The following is a 19,713-nucleotide window of genomic DNA, read 5'->3' on the forward strand; positions in this document are numbered from 1 at the left end:
CGTCGATCCCGCCCTTGCAAAAGTGGACACCAGTGTCCACTTAGCGATCCACGATGACCCGCCCCATGCGAAAAGACGCCGCCGATCGACGCTCCGCCCTCCTGCGCGCGGCCGCCGTCGTCTTTGCCGAGGAAGGCATCGACACGCCGCTGGACCGCATCGCCGAGCGCGCCGGCGTGGGTCGGGGGACCCTTTATCGCAACTTCGCCAACCGCACCGAGATCGCTTTGGCTGTCCTCCTGGACGAGGTGTCGATCCTGGGCGAGCGTTTCGCCGACTCCGACAACGACGAGGCTTTTCTCGACTTCCTGGCGGCCCTTTCGGACACACTGACGCGGAACACCGCGCTGGGCGGCGTCGTCCGGGCCGCCCCCTCGTCGGAGCTTCTCGACCCCCTGCGTCGGGCCCTGGTCAAGGCCGCGACCCCGGCGCTGAAGATTTCCCAGGCCGCCGACATCGTCCGCGACGACATCACACCCTCGGATGTCCGCATCCTCTCGGCCATGCTGGGCGCGGCCCTGCATAACGCCGCGCCGGCCGAGCGGAACGCCATCGCTCACCGAACGCTCACGCTTGTGATCGATTCCGTACAGAGCCGACCGTGAGCCGTCGCAACTTCGCCCTTCCCTGGTCCGAGTACGTCCAGACGCTGCAGCCGCATGAGCGGCCCATGCTGCCAGGCTCGCCCGCCACACCCGATCACAGCCTGCCCTATCGCCTTGCCTATGGCGCGGTCGGCATGCTGGTCACCGCGACCGGCGGGATCGGCGTGGCCATGATCACCGCCAACACCCAGCAGTTGGGCGGCGCGCTCGGCGTCTCGATCACCGAGGCGGCCTGGTTGCCGGTCGTCTTCGTGATGACTAACGCCTGCATGAACCTGCTGCTGATCAAGTTCCGCCAGCAGTACGGGCTCAGGCTCTTCGCCCAGATATTCCTGACAGCCTATGTCGTGATCGCGCTCGGGGCCCTGTTCTTCGAGAGTTATTCGTCGTCCCTGATCCTGCGCGCCTTCGCCGGCATGGCCTCGGCGGCCCTGACCTCGCTCGGCTTCCTCTACACGATCCAGGCCTTTCCCGCCGCGCACAGGCTCAAGGGTCTGATACTCGCCATCGGCGCATCCAGCCTCGCCCTTCCGGCCGTGCGGCTGTTCTCCAACCACCTGGTCGAACTGTCGGAGTGGCGCGGTTTCCACGCCATGGAGTTGGGCCTCAGCCTGCTGTCCCTCGCCGCCGTCTTCGCCCTGCGCCTGCCGCCCTCGGAGAAGATGAAGGTCTTCGACCCGCTGGACTTCGTCACCTTCGCCCTGTTCGCGCCCGGGATGGCCCTGCTCTGCGCCGTCCTCGGCCTCGGCCGCATCGTCTGGTGGACAGAGGCGGCCTGGATCGGCTGGGCGTTGATCGGCTCGATCATCCTCCTCAGCGCGGCCTTTCTGGTCGAGTACAATCGCAAGACCCCGCTCATCAATCTGGCCTGGCTCTCCGGCCCCGCCATCATCCGCCTCGCCCTCGCCATCGTCGGCGTCCGCATCGTTCTTTCGGAGCAGACCGCCGGCGCCGTGGGCCTGATGACCCAGCTGGGCGTGGGCCCCGACCAGATGCACGGCCTGTTCGCCCTGATCCTGATCGCCACCGCCGCCGGCTCCGTGATCAGCGCCTTCACCATGAACCCGGCCAAGCTGGACAAGCCGATCGCCATCGCGCTGGGCCTGATCGCCGTCGGCGCCTTCATCGACAGCCACGCGACCGTCCTGACCCGCCCGGCCCAGCTCTATCTCAGCCAGGCGATGCTCGCCTTCGCCGCCGCCTTCTTCATCGGCCCGGCCATGATGCAGGGCATCGTCCAGGTGCTGCAGAAGGGCGCCCAGAACTTGGTCAGCTTCATCGTCGTCTTCGGCATCGGCCAGAACGTCGGCGGCCTGCTGGGATCCGCCATCGTCGGCACGCTCGAAACCGTCCGCGAGAAATACCACTCCAGCCAGCTGTCCGAAGCCGTCACCCTCGGTGATCCGCAGGTCGTGCTGCGCCTGCAACAGCTCTCCGGCGCCTACGGCCGCGTGATCTCCGACCCCGCCCTGCGCACCGCCGAGGGCCAGGTCCTGCTGCAACAGCAGATCACGCAACAGGCCCACGTCCTCGCCTACAACGACGTCTTCCTCATCATGTCCGCCCTCGCCGCCCTCGGCTGCGTCTGGGTGACCTTCAACCATTTCCGCCCCCGCCTTCAGGCGCGGTTCGCCGGAGGCGACGCCGCCTCCGCGGCCGCCGCCGTCGAGTGAAAACCATGTCCGACACCACCGCCCCTGCTTCCGCCGCCCCGACCGCCCCCGCCGCTCCGCCGAAGAAGCGCGTCCTCTTCGCCGTGGTCCTCGTGACCGCCGCCGTGATCGGCGTCGCGCTGATCTTATGGGCCTGGCGCCTGCCGCCCTTCACATCGGGCGTCCAGCACACCGACAACGCCTACGTCCGGGGCCAGGTCACCGTCATCGCGCCCCAGGTCACCGGCTACGTCACCTCCGTCGCCGTGCAGGATTTCCAGACGGTCGAGCAGGGCGACCTGATCGCGACCATCGACGACCGTATCTATCGCCAGCGTCTGGAACAGGCGACCGCCGCCCTGCACGCGGCCGAGGCCCAGCTCGCCAACTCCGCCCAGTCGCAAAATTCGGCGCGCGGCTCGGTCGCCCAGACCGAAGCCGACATCGCCGGGGCCCAGGCCGCCGTCGCCAAGGCCCAGGCGGACTTCAACCGCTCCCAGACCCTGTTCCAGGGCGGCTGGGTCGCCCAGGCCCAGGTCGATGTCGCCCGCACCGCCCTGCGCGCCGCCCAGGCTCAGCTCGCCGCCTCCCGCGCCCAGGAGGGCATCGCCCAGACCGGCGTCACCTCCGCCGTGGTCAGCCGCGGCACGCTTGAGGCCAATGTCGAGGCCGCCCGCGCCGCCGTCCACTTGGCCGAGATCGACCTCGGCAACACCCGCATCACCGCCCCCCGCGACGGCCGCCTCGGCGAGATCAGCGTGCGCCAGGGCCAGCAGGTCGCGGTCGGGACCCAACTGGCCGCCCTCGTCCCCGACGCCCTGTGGGTCAACGCCAACTTCAAGGAGAGCCAGCTGACCGATATCCGTCCCGGCCAGCCGGCCGAGCTGTCGGTCGACGCCCTGGGCGGCCGGACACTGACCGGCCATGTCGAGCGCATCGCCCCGGCCACCGGCTCGGAGTTCAGCGTCATCCGCCCCGACAACGCCACGGGAAACTTCACCAAGGTCGCCCAGCGCGTCCCCGTCCGCATCCGCCTCGACCCGAACCAGCCGGGCCTCGACCGCCTCGCGCCGGGCATGTCCGTGGTGGCGCGTGTGGATACGGCAGCGGCCAGCTAGTCCTCGTCCTCGTACTTGAGCTTCTCCAGCAAATAGGCCACCGCCGCATCCTCCTGAGGCGAAGGCCTGTAAACCTCCTCGATCGTCCGCTCGCTCAGCCGCGCATAGCTCTCCGCCAGCCCCGCCAGGGCCTTCGCCTCGGCCCAGAGCCGCCCCTTCATCGCCCGCCCGGACGCCAGGATCGCCGCCTTGGCCAGCAATGCCGGATCACTGGCCTCGGGGTCGTCCACTGACGCCGGCGCGAACAGGTTCTTCAGCGCCCGCGACCCTACCGGATTCATTGACCGGTGCGCCGCCTCCTCCTCCTCGACCATCCGCGCATGGGCTCGCGCCCGCGCATCACCCATCGATTTCTTGGTGAAGCCGTCGCGGCAGGCGTAGCGATAGACCGACGAGGGCGCGATCTTCCACTTGGCTCCCAGGTCCTTGGCGGTCGCGCCGTTTTTGTACTCTTCGGCGATGATCGCCCAGGTCTCGGGCTTCAGACGGAAATGGGTGGCGGGGGCTTCGACATAGGCTCTGGTCATTCGGCCAGTCTGGGGGCGCCGCGAGGGTATGCGCGGATAAAGCCCTTAAATAATCCCGGACATTGATCCGTAAGGCGAAATGGAACGATCCGTTGATGGCGATAGGCCGGCTATCGGTGGAGGAGTGGTCGCGAGCGCGGACGACCGGCCGTCCACGAAGCCTTGAGGCCTGCTACTCCGCCCTGACCAGCACCCCGTCCACGGGCTGGACCACGCCGTTCGACACCACCTCTTCCGACCGGGTCAGTCGCCCGGTCGCGCCGTCGGCGGCGGTGACGACGATGGCGTCGCCGCTCTTGGTGAAGGTCAGAAGGCCGTCGGCCATGGTGCGCATCTTCACGCCGTCACTGCCGCCGCTGGTCAGGGCGGCCTCGATGTCGGCGCGGGTCAGGGCGCCCGGCACGATGTGGGCGCGCAGCAGGGCGGCGCTCTGGGCCTTGAGGGCGTCGCCCGCCAGCTCGGACCCCGCCGTACCCAGGGCCGCGTTGACCGGGGCGAACACCGTATAGGGTCCCTTGCCTTCCAGCACCTCGGACAGTCCGCTGCTGCGCGCCACGCTAGCCAGGGTGTCCAGGTCGCCCTCGTCGGCGATGGCGGCGGCCAGGGTCTCGTTCGACGGGGCGGCGGCGCTGCCGGCCGCTGCGCCTTCGGTCCGGTTGCAGCCGACCAGGCACAGGGCCATCACGGGCGCGAGCGCCCACAGGCGTTGGTTTCGCATCGTTCCCCTCACGTCAGAAGCTGGATGACGGCCTGCACCAGCTGAGTGGTGGGGTCGACCTGATAAACATAGCCGTCGTTGTAGCGGTACAGGCTCTGGGCGCTGTCCGCGTACTGGCTGCGATAGGCGTAGGGCACGTTGTAGATGTCGTATCCCGCCGGCAGGCGCTGCCCCACCGAGAACTGCTGACCGGTCAACAGGGCGGCGATCTGGCCGATGTTCTGGTTCTGCGGATCGACGCCGTACAGGACGCCGTCGGCGTAGCGGTATTGATAGCGGTCGTTTAGCCCATAGTAGCTGGTGTAGTACTGGGGGGGCTGCTGATAGGTGTACTGGGCCGGCCAGGCGTTGCCGGGCGACAGGATGCCCCCGAGCACGGGCAGATAGCCCAACAGGCCGCCCTGTGGGCTCATCTGGTAAACGTAGCCGTCCTGATAGCGATAGTCGTTGGCGCCGCCGAGCGTGCGCCAGACGTAGTTGTAGCGGTCGTAGTCGGCGCGGGCGCGGTCGATCTGGCGCGCCTGTCCGGGCGGCAGGCAGCCGTTGTCACGCCTGGCCAGACCCGGCGGGCAGCCGATCAGAAGGCCCCGATCGACGGGCCGGGTCAGGACCAGCACGTCATTGCCGGCGCGAACCTGACGCTCGACCTCGCGGCGGACGTCGCGGTCCAAGTCGCGTCGCGCGTCACGCCGGACGTCGCGAACGACCTCCTGAACACGAACCTCGGCGCGGCGCTCGGGCCCGCCCCGATCGGGCCCATGGCCGCGACCCGGACCGTGATCGGCGCGGGGTCCGCCGCGATCGTCGTGGCCCCGACCCGGGCCGGGATCCTGACGACCGTGGGGACCGCCGTCGTTTCCACGGCCGGGGCCGCCGGGTCCATGTCCGTTGCCATGCCCGTTCTGGGCGGAGGCGGCGCCCGCCGCCGCCAACGTCAGGGCCAGGGCGCTCGCCAGGGGGATCAGTCGTTTCATCGTCAGACTCCTCGTCCAGCCGATACAAACGTGATCACACCTTGCTGTGTTCCGAAGCCGACTCTCAGTCTTCGTCCATCTTCAGCGCGGCGATGAACGCCTCCTGCGGGATCTCGACCTTGCCGAACTGGCGCATGCGCTTCTTGCCGGCCTTCTGCTTCTCCAGCAGCTTCTTCTTGCGCGTCGCGTCGCCGCCGTAGCATTTCGACGTCACGTCCTTGCGCAGCGCCCGTACCGTCTCCCGCGCAATGATCTTGCCGCCGATGGCCGCCTGGATCGGTATCACGAACATGTGGGGCGGGATCAGCTCCTTCATCTTCTCGACCATGCCCCGGCCGCGCGTCTCGGCGCGGGCGCGGTGGACCAGCATGCTGAGGGCGTCGACCGGTTCGGCGTTGACCAGGATCGACATCTTCACCAGGTCGCCGACCTTGTAGCCGGTGATCTCGTAGTCGAACGAGGCGTAGCCCTTTGAGATCGATTTCAGGCGGTCGTAGAAGTCGAACACCACCTCGTTCAGCGGCAGCTCATAGACCACCAGGGCCCGGGTGCCGACGTAGGACAGTTCGATCTGCGAGCCGCGACGGTCCTGGCACAGCTTGATGACGGCGCCGAGGTATTCGTCGGGCGTCAGGATGGTGGCCTTGATCCACGGCTCGGAGATCGTCTCGATCTGCATCACGTCGGGCAGGTCCGCCGGGTTGTGCAGGTCGATCTCTTCGCCGTCGCGCTTCTGGATCTTGTAGACGACCGACGGGGCCGTCGCGATCAGGTCGAGGTTGAACTCGCGGCTCAGCCGCTCCTGGATGATCTCCAGATGCAGCAGGCCCAGGAAGCCGCAGCGGAAGCCGAAGCCCAGGGCGGCGCTGGATTCCATCTCATAGGTGAACGACGCATCGTTCAGCCGCAGCTTGGCGATGGCGGCGCGCAGGTCCTCGAAATCGGCGGCGTCGACCGGGAACAGGCCGCAGAAGACGACCGACTGGACGTCCTTGAACCCCTTCAGCGGTTCGGCGGTCGGCTTCTTTTCATCCGTGATGGTGTCGCCGACGGCGGCGTTGGCGACTTCCTTGATCTGGGCGGTGATGAAGCCGACCTCGCCCGGGCCGAGCTGGTCGACGGGGGTGTTCTTGGGCAGGAAGACGCCGACGCGGTCGACCAGATGGGTCGAGCCGGCCTGCATCATCTTGACCCGCATGCCGGCCTTCAGCACCCCGTCGAAGACGCGGACCAGCAGCACGACGCCCAGGTAGGGGTCGTACCAGGCGTCGACCAGCATGGCTTTCAGCGGCGCGTCGACGTCGCCCTTGGGCGCCGGCAGGCGGGTGACGATGGCCTCCAGCACATCCTCGATGCCGATGCCGGACTTGGCCGAGGCCATGACCGCATCCGACGCATCGATGCCGATCACATCCTCGATCTGCTCGCGCACCCGCTCGGGCTCCGCCGCCGGCAGGTCGATCTTATTCAGGACCGGTACAATTTCATGATTATTGTCAATGGCTTGATAAACGTTCGCCAGGGTCTGCGCTTCCACCCCTTGCGATGCATCCACCACCAGCAGACTGCCTTCGCACGCTGCGAGGCTGCGCGAGACTTCGTAGGCGAAGTCCACGTGCCCCGGCGTGTCCATCAGATTAAGAATATAATCCTTGCCATCCTTCGCCCGATAGTTCAGCCGCACGGTCTGCGCCTTGATCGTGATCCCCCGCTCCTTCTCGATCTCCATGTTGTCCAGCACCTGGGCGGACATCTCCCGCGCGGACAGGCCTCCGGTGAATTGAATCAACCGGTCCGACAGAGTCGATTTGCCGTGGTCGATGTGGGCAACCACACTGAAGTTTCTGATGCGTTCGATGGGGGGCGTCGTCATGGTGCGGCGCGGTTAGCATGGGTCGGGCGATAGCGCCAACGCGGCGGCTTCGAACCTCGATTTCGCAACCGCATTCGGCACGGATTACATCGCAGTAATGGCGACGCTTCACGTTTGAGGGCGGGCCTGGAACGCGGTATGAGGCCCCGCTCGCCGGACAAGTCATCGCCGGTTGACCTCCATGCCGGCTGCGTTGCGCCGGCCCAGACATACAGGATCGCTCCGTGGCCCCCACGCCCTCGACCCGTCTTCTACGCGCCTCGACTCTCGCGCTCTCCCTCGCCCTCGGCCTGAGCGTCGCCGCCTGCGGCGGCGGCGAGGAAAAGAAAGCGGCCGAGAAGTCCGATGCGCCGGGGGCCTCCGGTCCGACGGTCACCGTGGCCGCCGCCGCTATGACCAACCTGCCCCGCATCATTACGGCCTCCGGCAGCGTAACCGCTTGGGAAGAAGTGCCGGTCGGCGCCGAGACTGGCGGCCTGGTCGCCACGGCCGTCTATGTCGATGAAGGAACCTACGTGCGTCAGGGCCAGCCGCTGGTGCAGCTGAACGACGCCCTTCTCCGCGCCCAGCTTCGCCAGCAGCAGGCCGGCGTGCAGACCGCCGAGGCCAACCTCGCCCGCGACGATGCGGCCCTGGCGCGTGCGCAGGAGTTGAAGGAGCGAGGATTCCTCAGCCAGGCCTCGCTCGACACCGCCCTGGCCAACCAGCGCGCGGCGTCCGCCAACCTCGCCTCGGCCCGCGCCGCTCTGTCCGAGACCCAGACTCGCCTGTCGCAGGCCACCCTGCGCGCGCCCGTCTCCGGCCTGATCATCAGCCGCAGCGTCACGCGTGGCCAGATCGTCCAGGCCGGGGCCGAGATGTTCCGCATGGTCCGCGACGGCCGCCTCGAGCTCGACGCCCAGGTGCCCGAGACCGAGCTGGCCTTGATCCGAGCGGGCCAGTCGGCGACCGTCTCGTCCGACGAGGTCGGTCAGACGACCGGCCGCGTTCGCATCGTGACGCCGGAAGTGAACGCCGACACCCGGCTGGGCGTGGCCCGTATCGCGCTGGCCGGCAGTGGCGGTTTCCGTCCCGGCATGTTCGCCAAGGCCCAGATCGACGTCGGCGCCCAGCCGACCATCACCGTGCCGACCGCCTCGGTTCTGTACCGCGAAAACCGGGCGGGCGTGTACGTCCTGATGACCAACAACCATGTCCGCTTCCAGCCCGTGACCGTGCTGTCGCGCGCCGAGGACCGCACCTCGGTGGCGGGCGTCAACGCCGGGACCCAGGTCGTCGTCGAGGGCGCCGGCTTCCTCGGCGACGGCGATCGCGTCAACGTCGTCGCCGCCCGCCCCCCTGCCGCCGCAGCCGCCGCCTCGACCGCTCCGGCCGCCCGCTAGGAGCCGGTCAGATGAAGAACATCTCCTCCTGGTCGATCAAGAATCCGATCCCGATCATCCTGCTGTTCACGCTGCTGACCATTGCCGGTCTGCTCAGCTTCAACAGCATGCGGATCAACAATAATCCGGACATCGATTTCCCGCTGGTGTCCGTCGTCGCCGCGCGGCCGGGCGCCGCCCCCTCGGAGATGGAAGTCCAGGTCACCCGACTGATCGAGGACAGCCTCGCCGGCCTGTCGGGCGTGCGCCACATCAACTCCCAAGTCATGGACGGGGTCTCCCAGACGACCATCGAGTTCGAGCTGGGCACCGACACCGAACGCGCCACCAACGATGTCCGCAACGCCATGAGCGGCCTTCGCGCCGACCTGCCGCAGGACATGCAGGAGCCCAGTGTCCAGCGCATCGACATCACCGGCGACGCCCTGATCACCTGGGTCATCCGCTCCTCGACCATGACGCCCGAGGAGATCAGCTGGTTCGTCGACAACGACGTCAGCCGCACCCTGCTGGCCATCAAGGGCGTCGGCGAGGTCAATCGTTCGGGCGGCGTCGATCGCGAAATCGCGGTCGAACTGGACCCTGATCGCCTGGCCTCCTACGGCCTGACGGCGGCGGCGGTCAGCCAGGCCCTGACCGGCGTCAACTCCGATCAGCCGGGCGGACGGGTCACCATCTCGGGTTCGGAGCGGTCGATCCGCACCTTGGGGGCCGCCGGCTCCATCGAACAGCTGCGCGAGACCCTGATCCCGCTGGGCGGCGGCCGGACCGTGCGCCTCGGCGACCTCGGCACGGTGGAGGACCACTGGTCCGAGCCGCGCCGCCTCGCCCGCTACAACGGTCAGGAGGCCATCACCTTCAACTTCCTGCGCTCGCGCTCGGCCTCGGAGGTGAAGATCGCCGAGAAGGTCCGCGAGGCCGTCGCCAAGATTGATGAAGACCACCCAGAGCTGGAGATCCAACAGGTCACCGCCAGCGTCGAACAGATCGAAGAGAGCTATATCGCCTCCCTGGAGGCCCTGCTGCTGGGCGCGGTTCTGGCGGTCATCGTCGTCTTCATCTTCCTGCGGGACTGGCGCGCGACCCTCATCACGGCCGTGGCCATGCCGTTGTCGCTGATCCCGACCTTCGCGGTCCTGGAACCCCTGGGCCAGTCGCTGAACGTGGTCAGCCTGCTGGCCCTGTCCCTGACGATCGGCATCCTGGTCGACGACGCCATCGTGGAGATCGAGAACATCGTCCGCCACATGCGGGACGGTAAATCCCCTTACAGCGCCTCGATGGAGGCGGCGGACGAGATCGGTCTCGCCGTCGTGGCCACGACGGCGACCATCATCGCCGTCTTCGCGCCTGTCGGCTTCATGCCGGGCATTATAGGCCAGTTCTTCAAGGCCTTCGCCCTGGCGGCGTGCGTTTCCGTGGCCTTCTCGCTCGTCGTGGCGCGAACCCTGACGCCGCTGATGGCCGCCTATCTGCTGAAGCACCACAAGCATGAGGACCGCGATCCGTTCTGGATGTCGAGCTACCTCAAGTCGCTGAGCTGGAGCCTGAAGAACCGCTGGAAGGTCTTTGCCATCGGCACCGCCCTGTTCATCGGCTGCGGCTTCCTCGCGACCAAGGTGCCCTTCGAGTTCCAGCCGAGCGGCGACGTCGGCCGGGCCGGCTTCTCGGTCGAGCTGCCGCCCGGTGCGACACTGGCCCAGACGGACGCCATCGTTCAGCGCCTGACCCGCGATCTGCGCGCGCGGCCCGAGGTGACGTCGGTCTACGCCTCCGTCGGCGGTCAGGAGGTCAACCAGGCCAACGTCTATGCCGACCTGACCGACAAGGGCGATCGCAATCTGAGCCAGCAGGCGTTCGCTCGGGCCATGGTCGACAGCTGGAAAGACATTCCGGGCGCCCGCATCGGCGCCGGCATCGCCCAACAGGGCGGCGGACCGTCGGACGGAACCAGCTACACCTTCTCGATCCTGTCGGATTCGGGCGACGCCCTGATCGCCGCCGCGCGTCAGGTCGAGGCCGAGATGCGCACGGTTCCGGGGCTGGCCAATGTGGTCAACACCGCCGCCATCGCACGTCCCGAAATCCTCGTCACCCCGCGTCCCGACCAGGCCGCCCTGATGGGGGTCTCGACCAGCGCCATCTCCCAGGCGATCCGCGTCGCCACAATCGGCGACGTCGATCAGAACCTGCCGAAATACAATCTCGGCGACCGTCAGGTGCCGATCCGTCTTCGCCTGACTGCAGACGCCCGCGAGGATCTGTCGGTGATCGAGAACCTGCGGGTTCCGACCGCCACCGGCGGCGCCGTGCCGCTGAGCGCCGTGGCCGACATCTCCTTCGGCGCTGGTCCGTCTCAGGTTCTGCGTCAGGACCGTTCGCGGATCGCCTCGATCACCGCGGAGCTGGACGGCATCCGTTCGGGCGAGGCCGGCGCCCTGGTGCAGAAGCTTCCGTCGGTCCAGAACCTGCCCGAAGGCGTCCGTCAGGTTCCCGCCGGCGACCAGGAGTTCATCGCAGAGATGATCAACGGCTTCGCCATCGCCTTCATGACCGGCGTGCTTCTGATGTACGCGGTCCTGGTGCTGCTGTTCCGCAGCTTCGCCTATCCGATCACCATCATGGCCTCCCTGCCGCTCGCCATCGGCGGCGCCTTCGTGGCTCTGATGATCGGCGGGTCCAGCTTCTCCATCTCGTCGCTGATCGGGGTGCTGATGCTGATGGGGATCGCGGCCAAGAACTCCATCCTGCTCGTCGACTACATCGTCATCGCCGAACAGGAGGGCATGTCGCGTCTGGAGGCCATCATGGACGCGGCGCACAAGCGCGCCCGGCCGATCCTGATGACCACCTTCGCCATGGGAGCCGGCATGATCCCGGTCGCCGTGGGCTGGGGCGCGGACGTGGAGTTCCGTCAGCCGATGGCCATCGCGGTGGTGGGCGGCCTGATCTCCTCGACCTTCCTGTCGCTGCTGTTCATCCCGCCGATCTTCACCATCGTGGATGACGTGTCCGGCTTCATCCGTCGTCGCATGGGCGGCATGTTCGCCAGCCAGCACCAGACCCAGCCGGTCGAGCCCGCCCCCGCCGAATAAGGCGGACGGCGGGGCTTAGCCACGTTCCAGCAGTCCCTGGATCACGACGATCGCCTGCATCAGGGCGACGAAGATCACCGCCAGGCCGATCGCCGCGCCCACGACGGCGGCGACCAAGCCGATCGGGCTTAGGGCATCGGGATCGAATCTCCGGATCCCCAGCGGGGCTCGGGCGTGTCGATGTCCGTGGCGGCCCGGGACAGGGTAAACAGCCAGCGGATGGTCTGCTCCGGCGTTTCGTGGCGCGAGATCTGCGCTGCCTTTCGGATCTCGTAACAGGGCTCCTGCTGGTCCCAGGGCGCGCACAGGTCCAGGAACTGCCGTTCGATCTCCGCCCAGCTCACGATCAGCACGTCCGACCTGTCCAAGGGCAGGGGCGGGAACCGCTGTTCGAACGCCGCCCGCAACGCCTTGATCCGCTCCACCTCGGTCGGCGCCAGCGGCTCCACCTCGAAGGGGGCCACCGCCGCCCGCGGGCGTTCGGGATAGCTGTTTTCGGGCGCCCCGTCCGTCATCGTTCCCCTGCTCATGATGTCCCCCTCCAGGCGGGACAAGAGGCTGCCAGGCCGCGGTCGGCGCCATACCCAATGCTTGGGCCCCCCAATCCTTGGGGTCCAGGCCAGCCTCGAAGGCGATCAACATGCGCCCGGCCTCGACGCGGTCGGCCGCCCCAAGCCTGCGCTTCAGGACCTTCAGCCGGTCGTCGACCGTGTGGTGCGATCGCTGGACCAGCGGCCCGATCTGCTTGGAGCTCAGGCCGTTGCCGGCCCCTCTGAGGATGGCCCGGTCCAGCGGCGACAGGGCTTCGAAAACATCGGTGATGTCGAACGCGTCACTGGCCATGGCGCCAAGCGTAGGAAGATCGAACGACGTGCTCAACAGCTCTCGTTATACGTGCACGACAGTCCATAGCGTGCAGACATCGCAATAGAAAAAACCGGCCGGGGTCGCCCCCGGCCGGCTCGGTTGTTCAGGTTATCGCCCGGATCAGTACTTGAGGCGGAGCGTCGCGCCATAGGTGCGCGGGGCGCCCAGGAAGGCGCTGATGCCCTGGGTGTCCAGCGCGGGGTTGTAGTAGGTCCCATTCGGCTGGACCGTGGACTGGAAGGCGGTGCCCTGCAGCGGCGAGTTGTAGGCGACCTGGACGTACTCCTCGTCCGTCAGGTTCTGAGCCCAGGCTTCCAGCGTCCAGCGCTCGTCTTCCGAACCGATCGAGATCCGGCCGTTGACGACGGTGAAGTCCTCCTGAAGCTTGAAGGGGATCAGGTCGGAGCCCGTGTTGTACTCGGTCATGTATTTGGCCGAGACGGCGAAGCCGGCGCGCAGGCCGTTGCCGATGGAGCGGTCGAAGTTGATCGACGACGACAGCGACCATTCCGGAGCGAACGACGGGCGCGAACCTGGCAGCAGCGACAGCTGCGGGAAGCGCGCCGCGCTGGTCAGATCGGCGGCCGTAAACACGCCGTACTCGGCGTCCGTGTAGGTGACGCCGCCCGACAGGGTCAGGCCCTCGATGGGCGTGAACCACATCATGTCGGCGTCGACGCCCTTGGTGGTCAGTTCCGGGATCGACTCGACCACAAAGGCGGTGCCCAGGAAGGTGTTGAGCTGGAAGTCCTCGAACGCCTGGTAGAAGTAGGTCGCATTGAGCAGCAGGCTGCGGTCCAGCAGGGTGGCCTTGAAGCCAGCTTCGTAGCTGTCGACGGTCTCGGCGGGGAAGTAGAGCGAGGCGTCAGGCGTCACGCCGGTCTGCACGCGGTCCATGTTGTAGCCGAAGCCCTTGTAGCCGCGAGCGTAGGAGCCGTAGACCATCAGGCTGTCGTTGAAGCGGTAGGCGGCCTTGATGGTGCCGGACAGAACGCCGTCGTCGTGCTCTTCACGGATGCCGCGGTTGTCGTAGAGCACATTGTTCCAGGGCAGGCACTGCGGGCCGATCAGGCCGCTGGCGGCTGCGGCGCCGGCGGCGGCGCTGCCCAGGGCGGCGGTGAAGGCCTGGACGATCACGGCCTGGTTGCCCAGGACGGCGGCGCAGGAAGCGCCGTTGCCGTTCACGTTATCCTGCAGCCCCAGCAGCCGCTTGTTATCCAGCGTGTAGCGAAGGCCCAGCGTGAACTCGAGCTGTTCGGTCGCGCGCCAGGTGTTGTTGGTGAACAGGGCCAGTGATTCCGAGCGCTGGCTGTATTTATCGACGACGCCCTGACCCAGGATGTTCAGCGGTGCGCCCGGCAGGCTCGGAGCCGCCGGATTGCCCTGCAGGCAGCCGAGGAAGTAGGTGGCGCGGGCGGCGGCGGGCAGCAGGTTGTAGTTGCCCGAGAAGCAGCCGAGGCGGGCCGGGCTGGCGGCGATCGCGCCGCCCGTCTGGGCCGAGAGGCTGGACGTCAGCAGGAGCGAGAGGAAGGGGTTGTAGTCGGAGCCGAAATAGTAGGTGTCGTCACGGCCGATGTCTTCCAGGGTGGCGAAGCCGCCCACCAGCCAGTCGAACTTGTCGGACGTGCCGGCCAGGCGGAATTCCTGGGTCAGGTTCGACAGCTCGTAGCCGTAATCGCCGTTCGACGGACGGTACAGGATGTCGGCGCCGGTGTAGTCGATGTCCTGGCCGTTGACGGTCGACCAGTCGCGGAAGGACGTCACCGAGGTCAGGCGAGCGTTCCAGGACGGAATGTCGATGTTGGCCTCAACCGACAGACCCATATCTTCCATCTGCTGACCGGTCTCGCGGTTGGCGTAGGCCAGACGGTTGAAGGGTCGGACTCCGGGGGCCGGGGCCTGCGGGGCAGTGCCCGGGCCATTCGGCGCGGTCAGAGCGTTGATGATCGCGGCGGTGGGGCTGGAGCGCGTGACCACCCCGACGCAGCAGTATTCGTCGCGCTTGGAGTAGTCGGCGATGATGCGGACCGACGCGTTGTCCGAAGGCAGGATCAGCAACTGGCCGCGCAGGGTGTAGAAGTCCTGGTTGCCGTCGTCGGTCTGGGTGCGGGGCCCGTCGCCCAGGTTGACGTCGTAGAAGCCGTCACGCTGGCGGGTCGCGGCGTAGAGACGATAGGCGACGGTGTCGCTGATCGGGCCGGTGATCGAACCCGAGACGCCCCAGGCGCCGTAGTTCCCACCCGTGACCTCGGCCTGGTAGCCTTCGGTGAACGAGGGGGCCTCGGTGATGATGTTGATGACGCCGGCCGAGGTGTTCTTGCCGAACAAGGTCCCTTGGGGTCCCTTCAGCACTTCAATGCGGCTCAGTTCGCCCAGGTCGCCGAAGCCCACGCCGTTGCGCGAGCGATAGACGCCGTCGATCACGACGCCGACCGAGCTCTCCAGGCCGGGATTGTCCCCGACGGTGCCGACGCCGCGGATGCGGGCAGTGGTGGAGGCTTCCGACTGGGTCGAGGTGACCGTCATGCCCGGCGTGAGGATCGTCAGATCCTTGATGTCGCGGACGCCGGCATTGTCCAGCGCCTCTGCCGACAGCGAGGTGACCACGACGGGCACGTCCTGCAGGCTCTGCTCGCGCAGCTGGGCGGTGACGATGATGTCGTCGACCGAGGAGGCCGGCCCGTCTTGGCCGTCCTGGGCCGAGGCGGCCCCGGCGAAGCCGAAGGCCACGGAGCCGACGACGGCGGCGGAGGCGGTGCAGCGAAGAAGTTGAGTAAGACGCATGGATGGCTCCCGGCTCATGGCACGACACCCCTTGTTCGGAGCGCGTCGCGGCGTTTCCTGAATTCCCAACCCGCACCCTCTTCCGGAGCGTCGGATTCTCGAATGATTTGGGTAGTCCAAGCCGCACTGTGCGACAAGGCGGAGGCTGGGCTCACGCCATGTTTCGGTCGTGCGACAGGCCCCTGTGTGACGCGAAAGCGACAGAATGTGATGACCTTAGGTCAATATTCGCGGGGCCTTTTCAGTAATCGCCGACCGCTAAGCCTTGGGCGCCCCGTTACGATGGGTCGCAATCGACAAGACGACCGCTCCAGTAATCGCCGATAACAGAGAGCCCAGAAGCACGCCCAGCTTGACCTCGACCTGCTCGGGCGAGTCCACCGCTCCGGGGAAAGCGAGGGCGCCGATGAACAGGCTCATGGTGAAACCTACGCCGCACAGAAGGGAGACGCCGTAGACCTGAGGCCAGCTTGCGCCGCTGGGCTTCGCGCCGAGCTTCAGGGCCGACACCAACCAGGCTGCGCCGAACACGCCGACCTGCTTGCCGACGAACAGACCAGCCGCGATGCCGAAGACCAGAGGCGCCGCCATCTGTTCCACCGACAGGCCGGCGAAGGATACGCCGGCCTTGGCGAAGGCGAAGAGGGGCAGGACCAACCACGCGACATAGGGATGCAGGTCATGCATGGCCTCCTTCAGCGGGCTCTGCTGGTCGCCCGCACGCGGTGAAACCGGCACGATGGCGGCGAAGGCCACGGCGGCGAGCGACGTCGAGAGCCCCGCCGTGACGCTCATCCACCAGACCAGGGCGAACCCCAGAACCCAGAACGGCGCGGGAATGCGGCGCCGCGACCAGATCGAGCCGACGATCAGCAGCACGCCGGCCAGGCCGACCAGAATCCAGTCCACGCCTGTGCTGAACAGGGCGGCGATCAGGGCGATGGCTCCGAGGTCGTCGACGATGGCCAGGGTCAGCAGGAAGACCCGCAATGACGAGGGCAGGCCCTTCCCGACCAGGGCGAAGACGGCCAGCGCGAAGGCGATGTCCGTGGCCAGCGGGATCGGCCACCCCTGGTGCGGCCCGCCCAGCCCGCTCGCGACCAGCAGATACACCCCGGCCGGCGCCAGCATCCCGCCCAGGGCGGCCACCACTGGCGTCATCAGCTTGCGCGGATCGCTGAGTTCGCCGCGCCGGATCTCGTATTTGATCTCCAGGCCGACGACCAGGAAGAACACGGCCATTAGGCCTTCCTTGATCCACTCCGAGACCGTCAGGGTGAGGGACAGCGGTCCGGCCTGGAACGGCTGCTCGCTCTTCAGCCATTGGAAATAGGCGTCCGAAAGCGGCGAGTTGGCCACCATCAGGGCGGCGACGGCGGCCAGCCCCAGCACGGCGCCCGAGGCAGCCTCGGTCTTGAGAAAATCGAGCGTCAGCTTGCGCGCCACGGCGGCCTCCGAGGTGGAAGTTGTTCCGTGGCGCCCGGTTATCGACGGGCGCCGGACCGGGTTCGCCGCTTGAAGAGCGACGCCGGCCTGGCCGCGAGGGCCTGATCCCTGCCCCTAGAATACCGCCAAGCCGGAAGGGTTCAACAAGAAGCCGCCCGCCATGGAATCCGCAGTCACTGCGGTCCGCATTGAGCGCCATTGGATTCGGCAAAAAAGACGCCCGCCAAACTGCAAACTTTTCAGGCGTTGAACCGCCAACGCCGCCAAATCACTCCGCCATTGCAGCCGAGACGGCATAAGGCCATGTGCGGGTCATGCCCGTCAGCCCCGCCTATCGCCCCGAGCCTCGTTTCTTTGATCTTGGCGAGGAGTATGGCGACGCCGTCAGGCCCGCCGACTTTCCCGAGACGATCCTTCGCGTCCGCAACGATCGGGCCGCCGCGACGGTCGGGTTGGAGAGCCTGACCGACTCCGAGTGGATCGCCCATTTCGGTCGGTTCGAGCCCCTGCCCGGCCAGCCCGGGCCGGTCGCCATGCGCTACCACGGGCACCAGTTCCGGACCTACAACCCGGACCTCGGCGACGGGCGCGGCTTCCTCGCGGCGCAACTGCGCGACGACCGGGGTCGGCTTCTTGATCTCGGAACCAAGGGCTCGGGGACGACCCCATGGTCCCGCTCCGGCGACGGGCGGCTGACGCTGAAAGGCGGGGTGCGCGAGGTGCTGGCCGCCGCCATGCTGGAGGCGCAAGGCGTTCCGACCAGCCGCGCCCTCTCCCTGATCGAGACCGGCGAACAGCTGGAGCGCGGCGACGAGCCCTCGCCGACCCGCTCCGCCGTCCTGGTCCGCCTCCAGCACAGCCACGTCCGTTTCGGGACCTTCCAGCGCGCCGCCTTCTTCGGTCGCGCCGACCAGATCGAGGCCCTGGTCGAGCATGTCCGCGCCCTCTACCACCCGACCGTCGTCGAGGGGGATGCGCCCGGTCTGCTGGCCGCCATCGTCGCCGCCTCGGCCCGCCTGACCGCCCGCTGGATCGCCGCGGGCTTCGTCCACGGCGTCCTCAATACCGACAATCTGAACGTCACAGGCGAAAGCTTTGACTACGGCCCCTGGCGCTTCCTGCCGTCCTACGAGCCCGGGTTCACCGCCGCCTATTTCGATACCACCGGCCTCTACGCCTTCGCCCGCCAGCCGGAAGCCGTGTTCTGGAACCTGACGCAACTGGCCGGTTGCCTGAAGCTAGTCGCCGACGTCGAACCGTTGACCGAGGCCCTGAACGGTTTCGGCCCCGCCTACATCCGCGAACTGCGCGCCGCTTTCCTGGAGCGGCTGGGCGTGAAGTCCTTGGGCGAGGCCGCCGACCAGCGTCTGCTGGACACGACCCTGGCCCTCTTCCGCGAGAAGGGAGAGGCGATCCGCTGGGAGCCGCTGTTCCACGACTGGTTCGCCGGCTTCTCCTCGTCCGCCCGCGCCCTGGCCGGTCCGCGCGCGAGAGAATGGCAGGGCGAGGCTTTCGACGCCTTCCGCTTCGCCCTGTTCGAGCACGAGCCTGACCGACCGGAGCGACTGCAACACCCCGTCTTCGCCCGCCCCGAGCCGGAAGAGATGCTGATCGGCGAGGTCGAGACGCTTTGGTCCGCGATCGACACCGCCGACGACTGGTCGGCGCTGTACGAAAAGCTGGCCCGACTGGAAGGGACCCGCGCCGCCCGCGCCTGACCACATTACGAAAGCTTCATATCGTTTATCGACAATTCTCTTGATCGATAATCGGTAAAACCATATCGACTATCGACATGGCCGCATATCGCGGCGGGGAGGTGGTCCAATGCAGCTCATCGGTCGTCGCTCGGTCGCCAGCGTCCTTCGCTGGGTTCTGGGGTTCGTGAACGTGTTCGTGGCGGTCGCCGTCGTCGCGACGGGCCTGACTTTCCTGGCCTCCCTCATCTGGCCGGATCTGGGCCTCCAGATCGGCTTGCCGGAAAGCGACAGCCCCTCAGCGCGGCTCTTCTTCGCCAATCCGCGCTTCACCTTCCTGGCCGCCTTCATCGCCACCCTCAGCACCTGGTGGATCCTCAACCGCCTGCGCCGGATGTTCCTGGCCGTGAACCAGGGTGACGCTTTCGAGCATGCCAATGTCGGTCGGCTTCAGGGCGTCGGCGTCGGCCTGATCGGGGTGCAGATCAGCGCCTTCATCCTCACCCAGATCGTGCCGCGCGGCGTCATCGACGGCCTGAGCTACGACCTCGACCTCGGCTCCTGGCTGGGCATCCTGATCGTCTTCATGCTGGCCGAGGTCTTCCGTCAGGGCGCCGCAATGCGCGACGACCAGCAGATGACGGTCTGAGACGCGCCATGGCCATTCAAGTGCAACTGGAGGCCATGCTTCTCGAACGCCGCATGTCCCTGACCGAGCTCAGCGACCGGGTGGGCGTCACCATCGCCAATCTGTCCATCCTGAAGACAGGCAAGGCGCGCGCCATCCGCTTCTCCACACTCGACGCCCTGTGCCGCGAACTGGGCTGTCAGCCCGGCCAGCTCCTGGCCAATACGCGGGAACCGCAGCCGCTAAGCGAAGGCGGCGAGGACTAGGGCCGACCACCGGCAAACCCCGTCTGGGTGGGCATTTCGGCAACAGGAAACAATAAGTCATCACCTGATGTCATCGATTGA

15 protein-coding genes are annotated in these 19,713 nt (G+C 67.3%); 8 read left to right on the plus strand and 7 right to left on the minus strand.

Annotation, left to right across the window (positions count from 1 at the left end; genetic code table 11):
• Positions 1–65 precede the first annotated feature (65 nt).
• The 3 genes from O5O43_RS12315 to O5O43_RS12325 are packed head-to-tail and all read left to right on the plus strand — an operon-like array spanning position 66 to position 3,375.
• Positions 66–605 (plus strand): TetR/AcrR family transcriptional regulator, encoded by a 540-nt coding sequence (locus O5O43_RS12315; protein ID WP_271084183.1) that lies wholly within the window; start codon positions 66–68, stop codon positions 603–605.
• The gene (locus O5O43_RS12320; RefSeq protein WP_271084184.1) at positions 602–2,278 is read left to right on the plus strand and encodes an MFS transporter; all 1,677 of its coding nucleotides are present in this window, start codon (positions 602–604) and stop codon (positions 2,276–2,278) included. Before O5O43_RS12315 ends, O5O43_RS12320 begins: the two co-directional genes overlap by 4 nt.
• Before the next feature lie 5 nt (positions 2,279–2,283).
• Entirely contained in the window at positions 2,284–3,375 is a 1,092-nt protein-coding gene (locus tag O5O43_RS12325) for an HlyD family secretion protein (RefSeq protein WP_271084185.1), read from the plus strand.
• Here the strand turns inward: O5O43_RS12325 and O5O43_RS12330 are convergent.
• From O5O43_RS12330 to lepA, 4 genes are all read right to left on the minus strand, one after another.
• The gene (locus O5O43_RS12330; protein WP_271084186.1) at positions 3,372–3,902 is read right to left on the minus strand and encodes a hypothetical protein; all 531 of its coding nucleotides are present in this window, start codon (positions 3,900–3,902) and stop codon (positions 3,372–3,374) included. The two genes, O5O43_RS12325 and O5O43_RS12330, sit on opposite strands and share 4 nt — an antisense overlap.
• A gap of 172 nt (positions 3,903–4,074) precedes the next feature.
• Positions 4,075–4,620, minus strand: coding sequence for a fasciclin domain-containing protein (locus O5O43_RS12335; protein WP_271084187.1), 546 nt, complete (start codon positions 4,618–4,620; stop codon positions 4,075–4,077).
• Positions 4,621–4,628: 8 nt separating this feature from the next.
• Positions 4,629–5,594 carry a hypothetical protein gene (locus O5O43_RS12340; protein ID WP_271084188.1) on the minus strand — a complete coding sequence of 322 codons (966 nt, stop codon included), beginning with the start codon at positions 5,592–5,594 and terminating at the stop codon, positions 4,629–4,631.
• 64 nt (positions 5,595–5,658) lie between these two features.
• A complete protein-coding gene (gene lepA, locus O5O43_RS12345; protein ID WP_271084189.1) occupies positions 5,659–7,467 on the minus strand; it encodes a translation elongation factor 4 in 1,809 nt (602 codons plus the stop codon).
• A gap of 224 nt (positions 7,468–7,691) precedes the next feature.
• On the opposite strand from lepA, the gene O5O43_RS12350 reads away from it, so the two are divergent.
• Both O5O43_RS12350 and O5O43_RS12355 read left to right on the plus strand, forming a co-directional pair.
• Positions 7,692–8,849 (plus strand): efflux RND transporter periplasmic adaptor subunit, encoded by a 1,158-nt coding sequence (locus O5O43_RS12350; RefSeq protein WP_271084190.1) that lies wholly within the window; start codon positions 7,692–7,694, stop codon positions 8,847–8,849.
• Between the two features lie 11 nt (positions 8,850–8,860).
• Positions 8,861–11,944 (plus strand): efflux RND transporter permease subunit, encoded by a 3,084-nt coding sequence (locus tag O5O43_RS12355; RefSeq protein WP_271084191.1) that lies wholly within the window; start codon positions 8,861–8,863, stop codon positions 11,942–11,944.
• 128 nt (positions 11,945–12,072) lie between these two features.
• Here the strand turns inward: O5O43_RS12355 and O5O43_RS12360 are convergent, their stop codons facing one another.
• The 3 genes from O5O43_RS12360 to nhaA all read right to left on the minus strand — a co-directional run bounded on the left by O5O43_RS12360 (position 12,073) and on the right by nhaA (position 17,041).
• Positions 12,073–12,474 (minus strand): hypothetical protein, encoded by a 402-nt coding sequence (locus O5O43_RS12360; protein ID WP_271084192.1) that lies wholly within the window; start codon positions 12,472–12,474, stop codon positions 12,073–12,075.
• Positions 12,475–12,931: 457 nt separating this feature from the next.
• A complete protein-coding gene (locus O5O43_RS12365; protein ID WP_271084193.1) occupies positions 12,932–15,595 on the minus strand; it encodes a TonB-dependent receptor in 2,664 nt (887 codons plus the stop codon).
• Positions 15,596–15,853: 258 nt separating this feature from the next.
• Positions 15,854–17,041: a Na+/H+ antiporter NhaA gene (gene nhaA / locus O5O43_RS12370; RefSeq protein WP_271084194.1), complete on the minus strand. Its 1,188-nt coding sequence runs from the start codon at positions 17,039–17,041 to the stop codon at positions 15,854–15,856.
• Between the two features lie 314 nt (positions 17,042–17,355).
• On the opposite strand from nhaA, the gene O5O43_RS12375 reads away from it, so the two are divergent.
• The 3 genes from O5O43_RS12375 (at position 17,356) to O5O43_RS12385 (ending at position 19,632) form a co-directional block, all read left to right on the plus strand.
• Positions 17,356–18,759, plus strand: a complete 1,404-nt coding sequence (locus O5O43_RS12375) for a protein adenylyltransferase SelO (protein ID WP_271084195.1) — start codon at positions 17,356–17,358, stop codon at positions 18,757–18,759.
• Positions 18,760–18,868: 109 nt separating this feature from the next.
• Positions 18,869–19,387 carry a DUF2975 domain-containing protein gene (locus tag O5O43_RS12380; protein ID WP_271084196.1) on the plus strand — a complete coding sequence of 173 codons (519 nt, stop codon included), beginning with the start codon at positions 18,869–18,871 and terminating at the stop codon, positions 19,385–19,387.
• Between the two features lie 8 nt (positions 19,388–19,395).
• Positions 19,396–19,632: a helix-turn-helix transcriptional regulator gene (locus tag O5O43_RS12385; RefSeq protein ID WP_271084197.1), complete on the plus strand. Its 237-nt coding sequence runs from the start codon at positions 19,396–19,398 to the stop codon at positions 19,630–19,632.
• Positions 19,633–19,713: the final 81 nt, after the last annotated feature.

This window comes from Brevundimonas sp. NIBR11, assembly GCF_027912535.1.
Taxonomy (GTDB): domain Bacteria; phylum Pseudomonadota; class Alphaproteobacteria; order Caulobacterales; family Caulobacteraceae; genus Brevundimonas.

Coding starts and splice junctions, on each gene's coding strand:
- O5O43_RS12365 (WP_271084193.1), bottom strand. CDS start 15,595: ATGCGTCTTACTCAACTTCTTCGCTGCACCGCCTCCGCCGCCGTCGTC.
- O5O43_RS12380 (WP_271084196.1), top strand. CDS start 18,869: ATGCAGCTCATCGGTCGTCGCTCGGTCGCCAGCGTCCTTCGCTGGGTT.
- O5O43_RS12360 (WP_271084192.1), bottom strand. CDS start 12,474: ATGAGCAGGGGAACGATGACGGACGGGGCGCCCGAAAACAGCTATCCC.
- O5O43_RS12375 (WP_271084195.1), top strand. CDS start 17,356: ATGCCCGTCAGCCCCGCCTATCGCCCCGAGCCTCGTTTCTTTGATCTT.
- lepA (WP_271084189.1), bottom strand. CDS start 7,467: ATGACGACGCCCCCCATCGAACGCATCAGAAACTTCAGTGTGGTTGCC.
- O5O43_RS12315 (WP_271084183.1), top strand. CDS start 66: ATGCGAAAAGACGCCGCCGATCGACGCTCCGCCCTCCTGCGCGCGGCC.
- O5O43_RS12325 (WP_271084185.1), top strand. CDS start 2,284: ATGTCCGACACCACCGCCCCTGCTTCCGCCGCCCCGACCGCCCCCGCC.
- O5O43_RS12330 (WP_271084186.1), bottom strand. CDS start 3,902: ATGACCAGAGCCTATGTCGAAGCCCCCGCCACCCATTTCCGTCTGAAG.
- O5O43_RS12355 (WP_271084191.1), top strand. CDS start 8,861: ATGAAGAACATCTCCTCCTGGTCGATCAAGAATCCGATCCCGATCATC.
- O5O43_RS12335 (WP_271084187.1), bottom strand. CDS start 4,620: ATGCGAAACCAACGCCTGTGGGCGCTCGCGCCCGTGATGGCCCTGTGC.
- O5O43_RS12385 (WP_271084197.1), top strand. CDS start 19,396: ATGGCCATTCAAGTGCAACTGGAGGCCATGCTTCTCGAACGCCGCATG.
- O5O43_RS12340 (WP_271084188.1), bottom strand. CDS start 5,594: ATGAAACGACTGATCCCCCTGGCGAGCGCCCTGGCCCTGACGTTGGCG.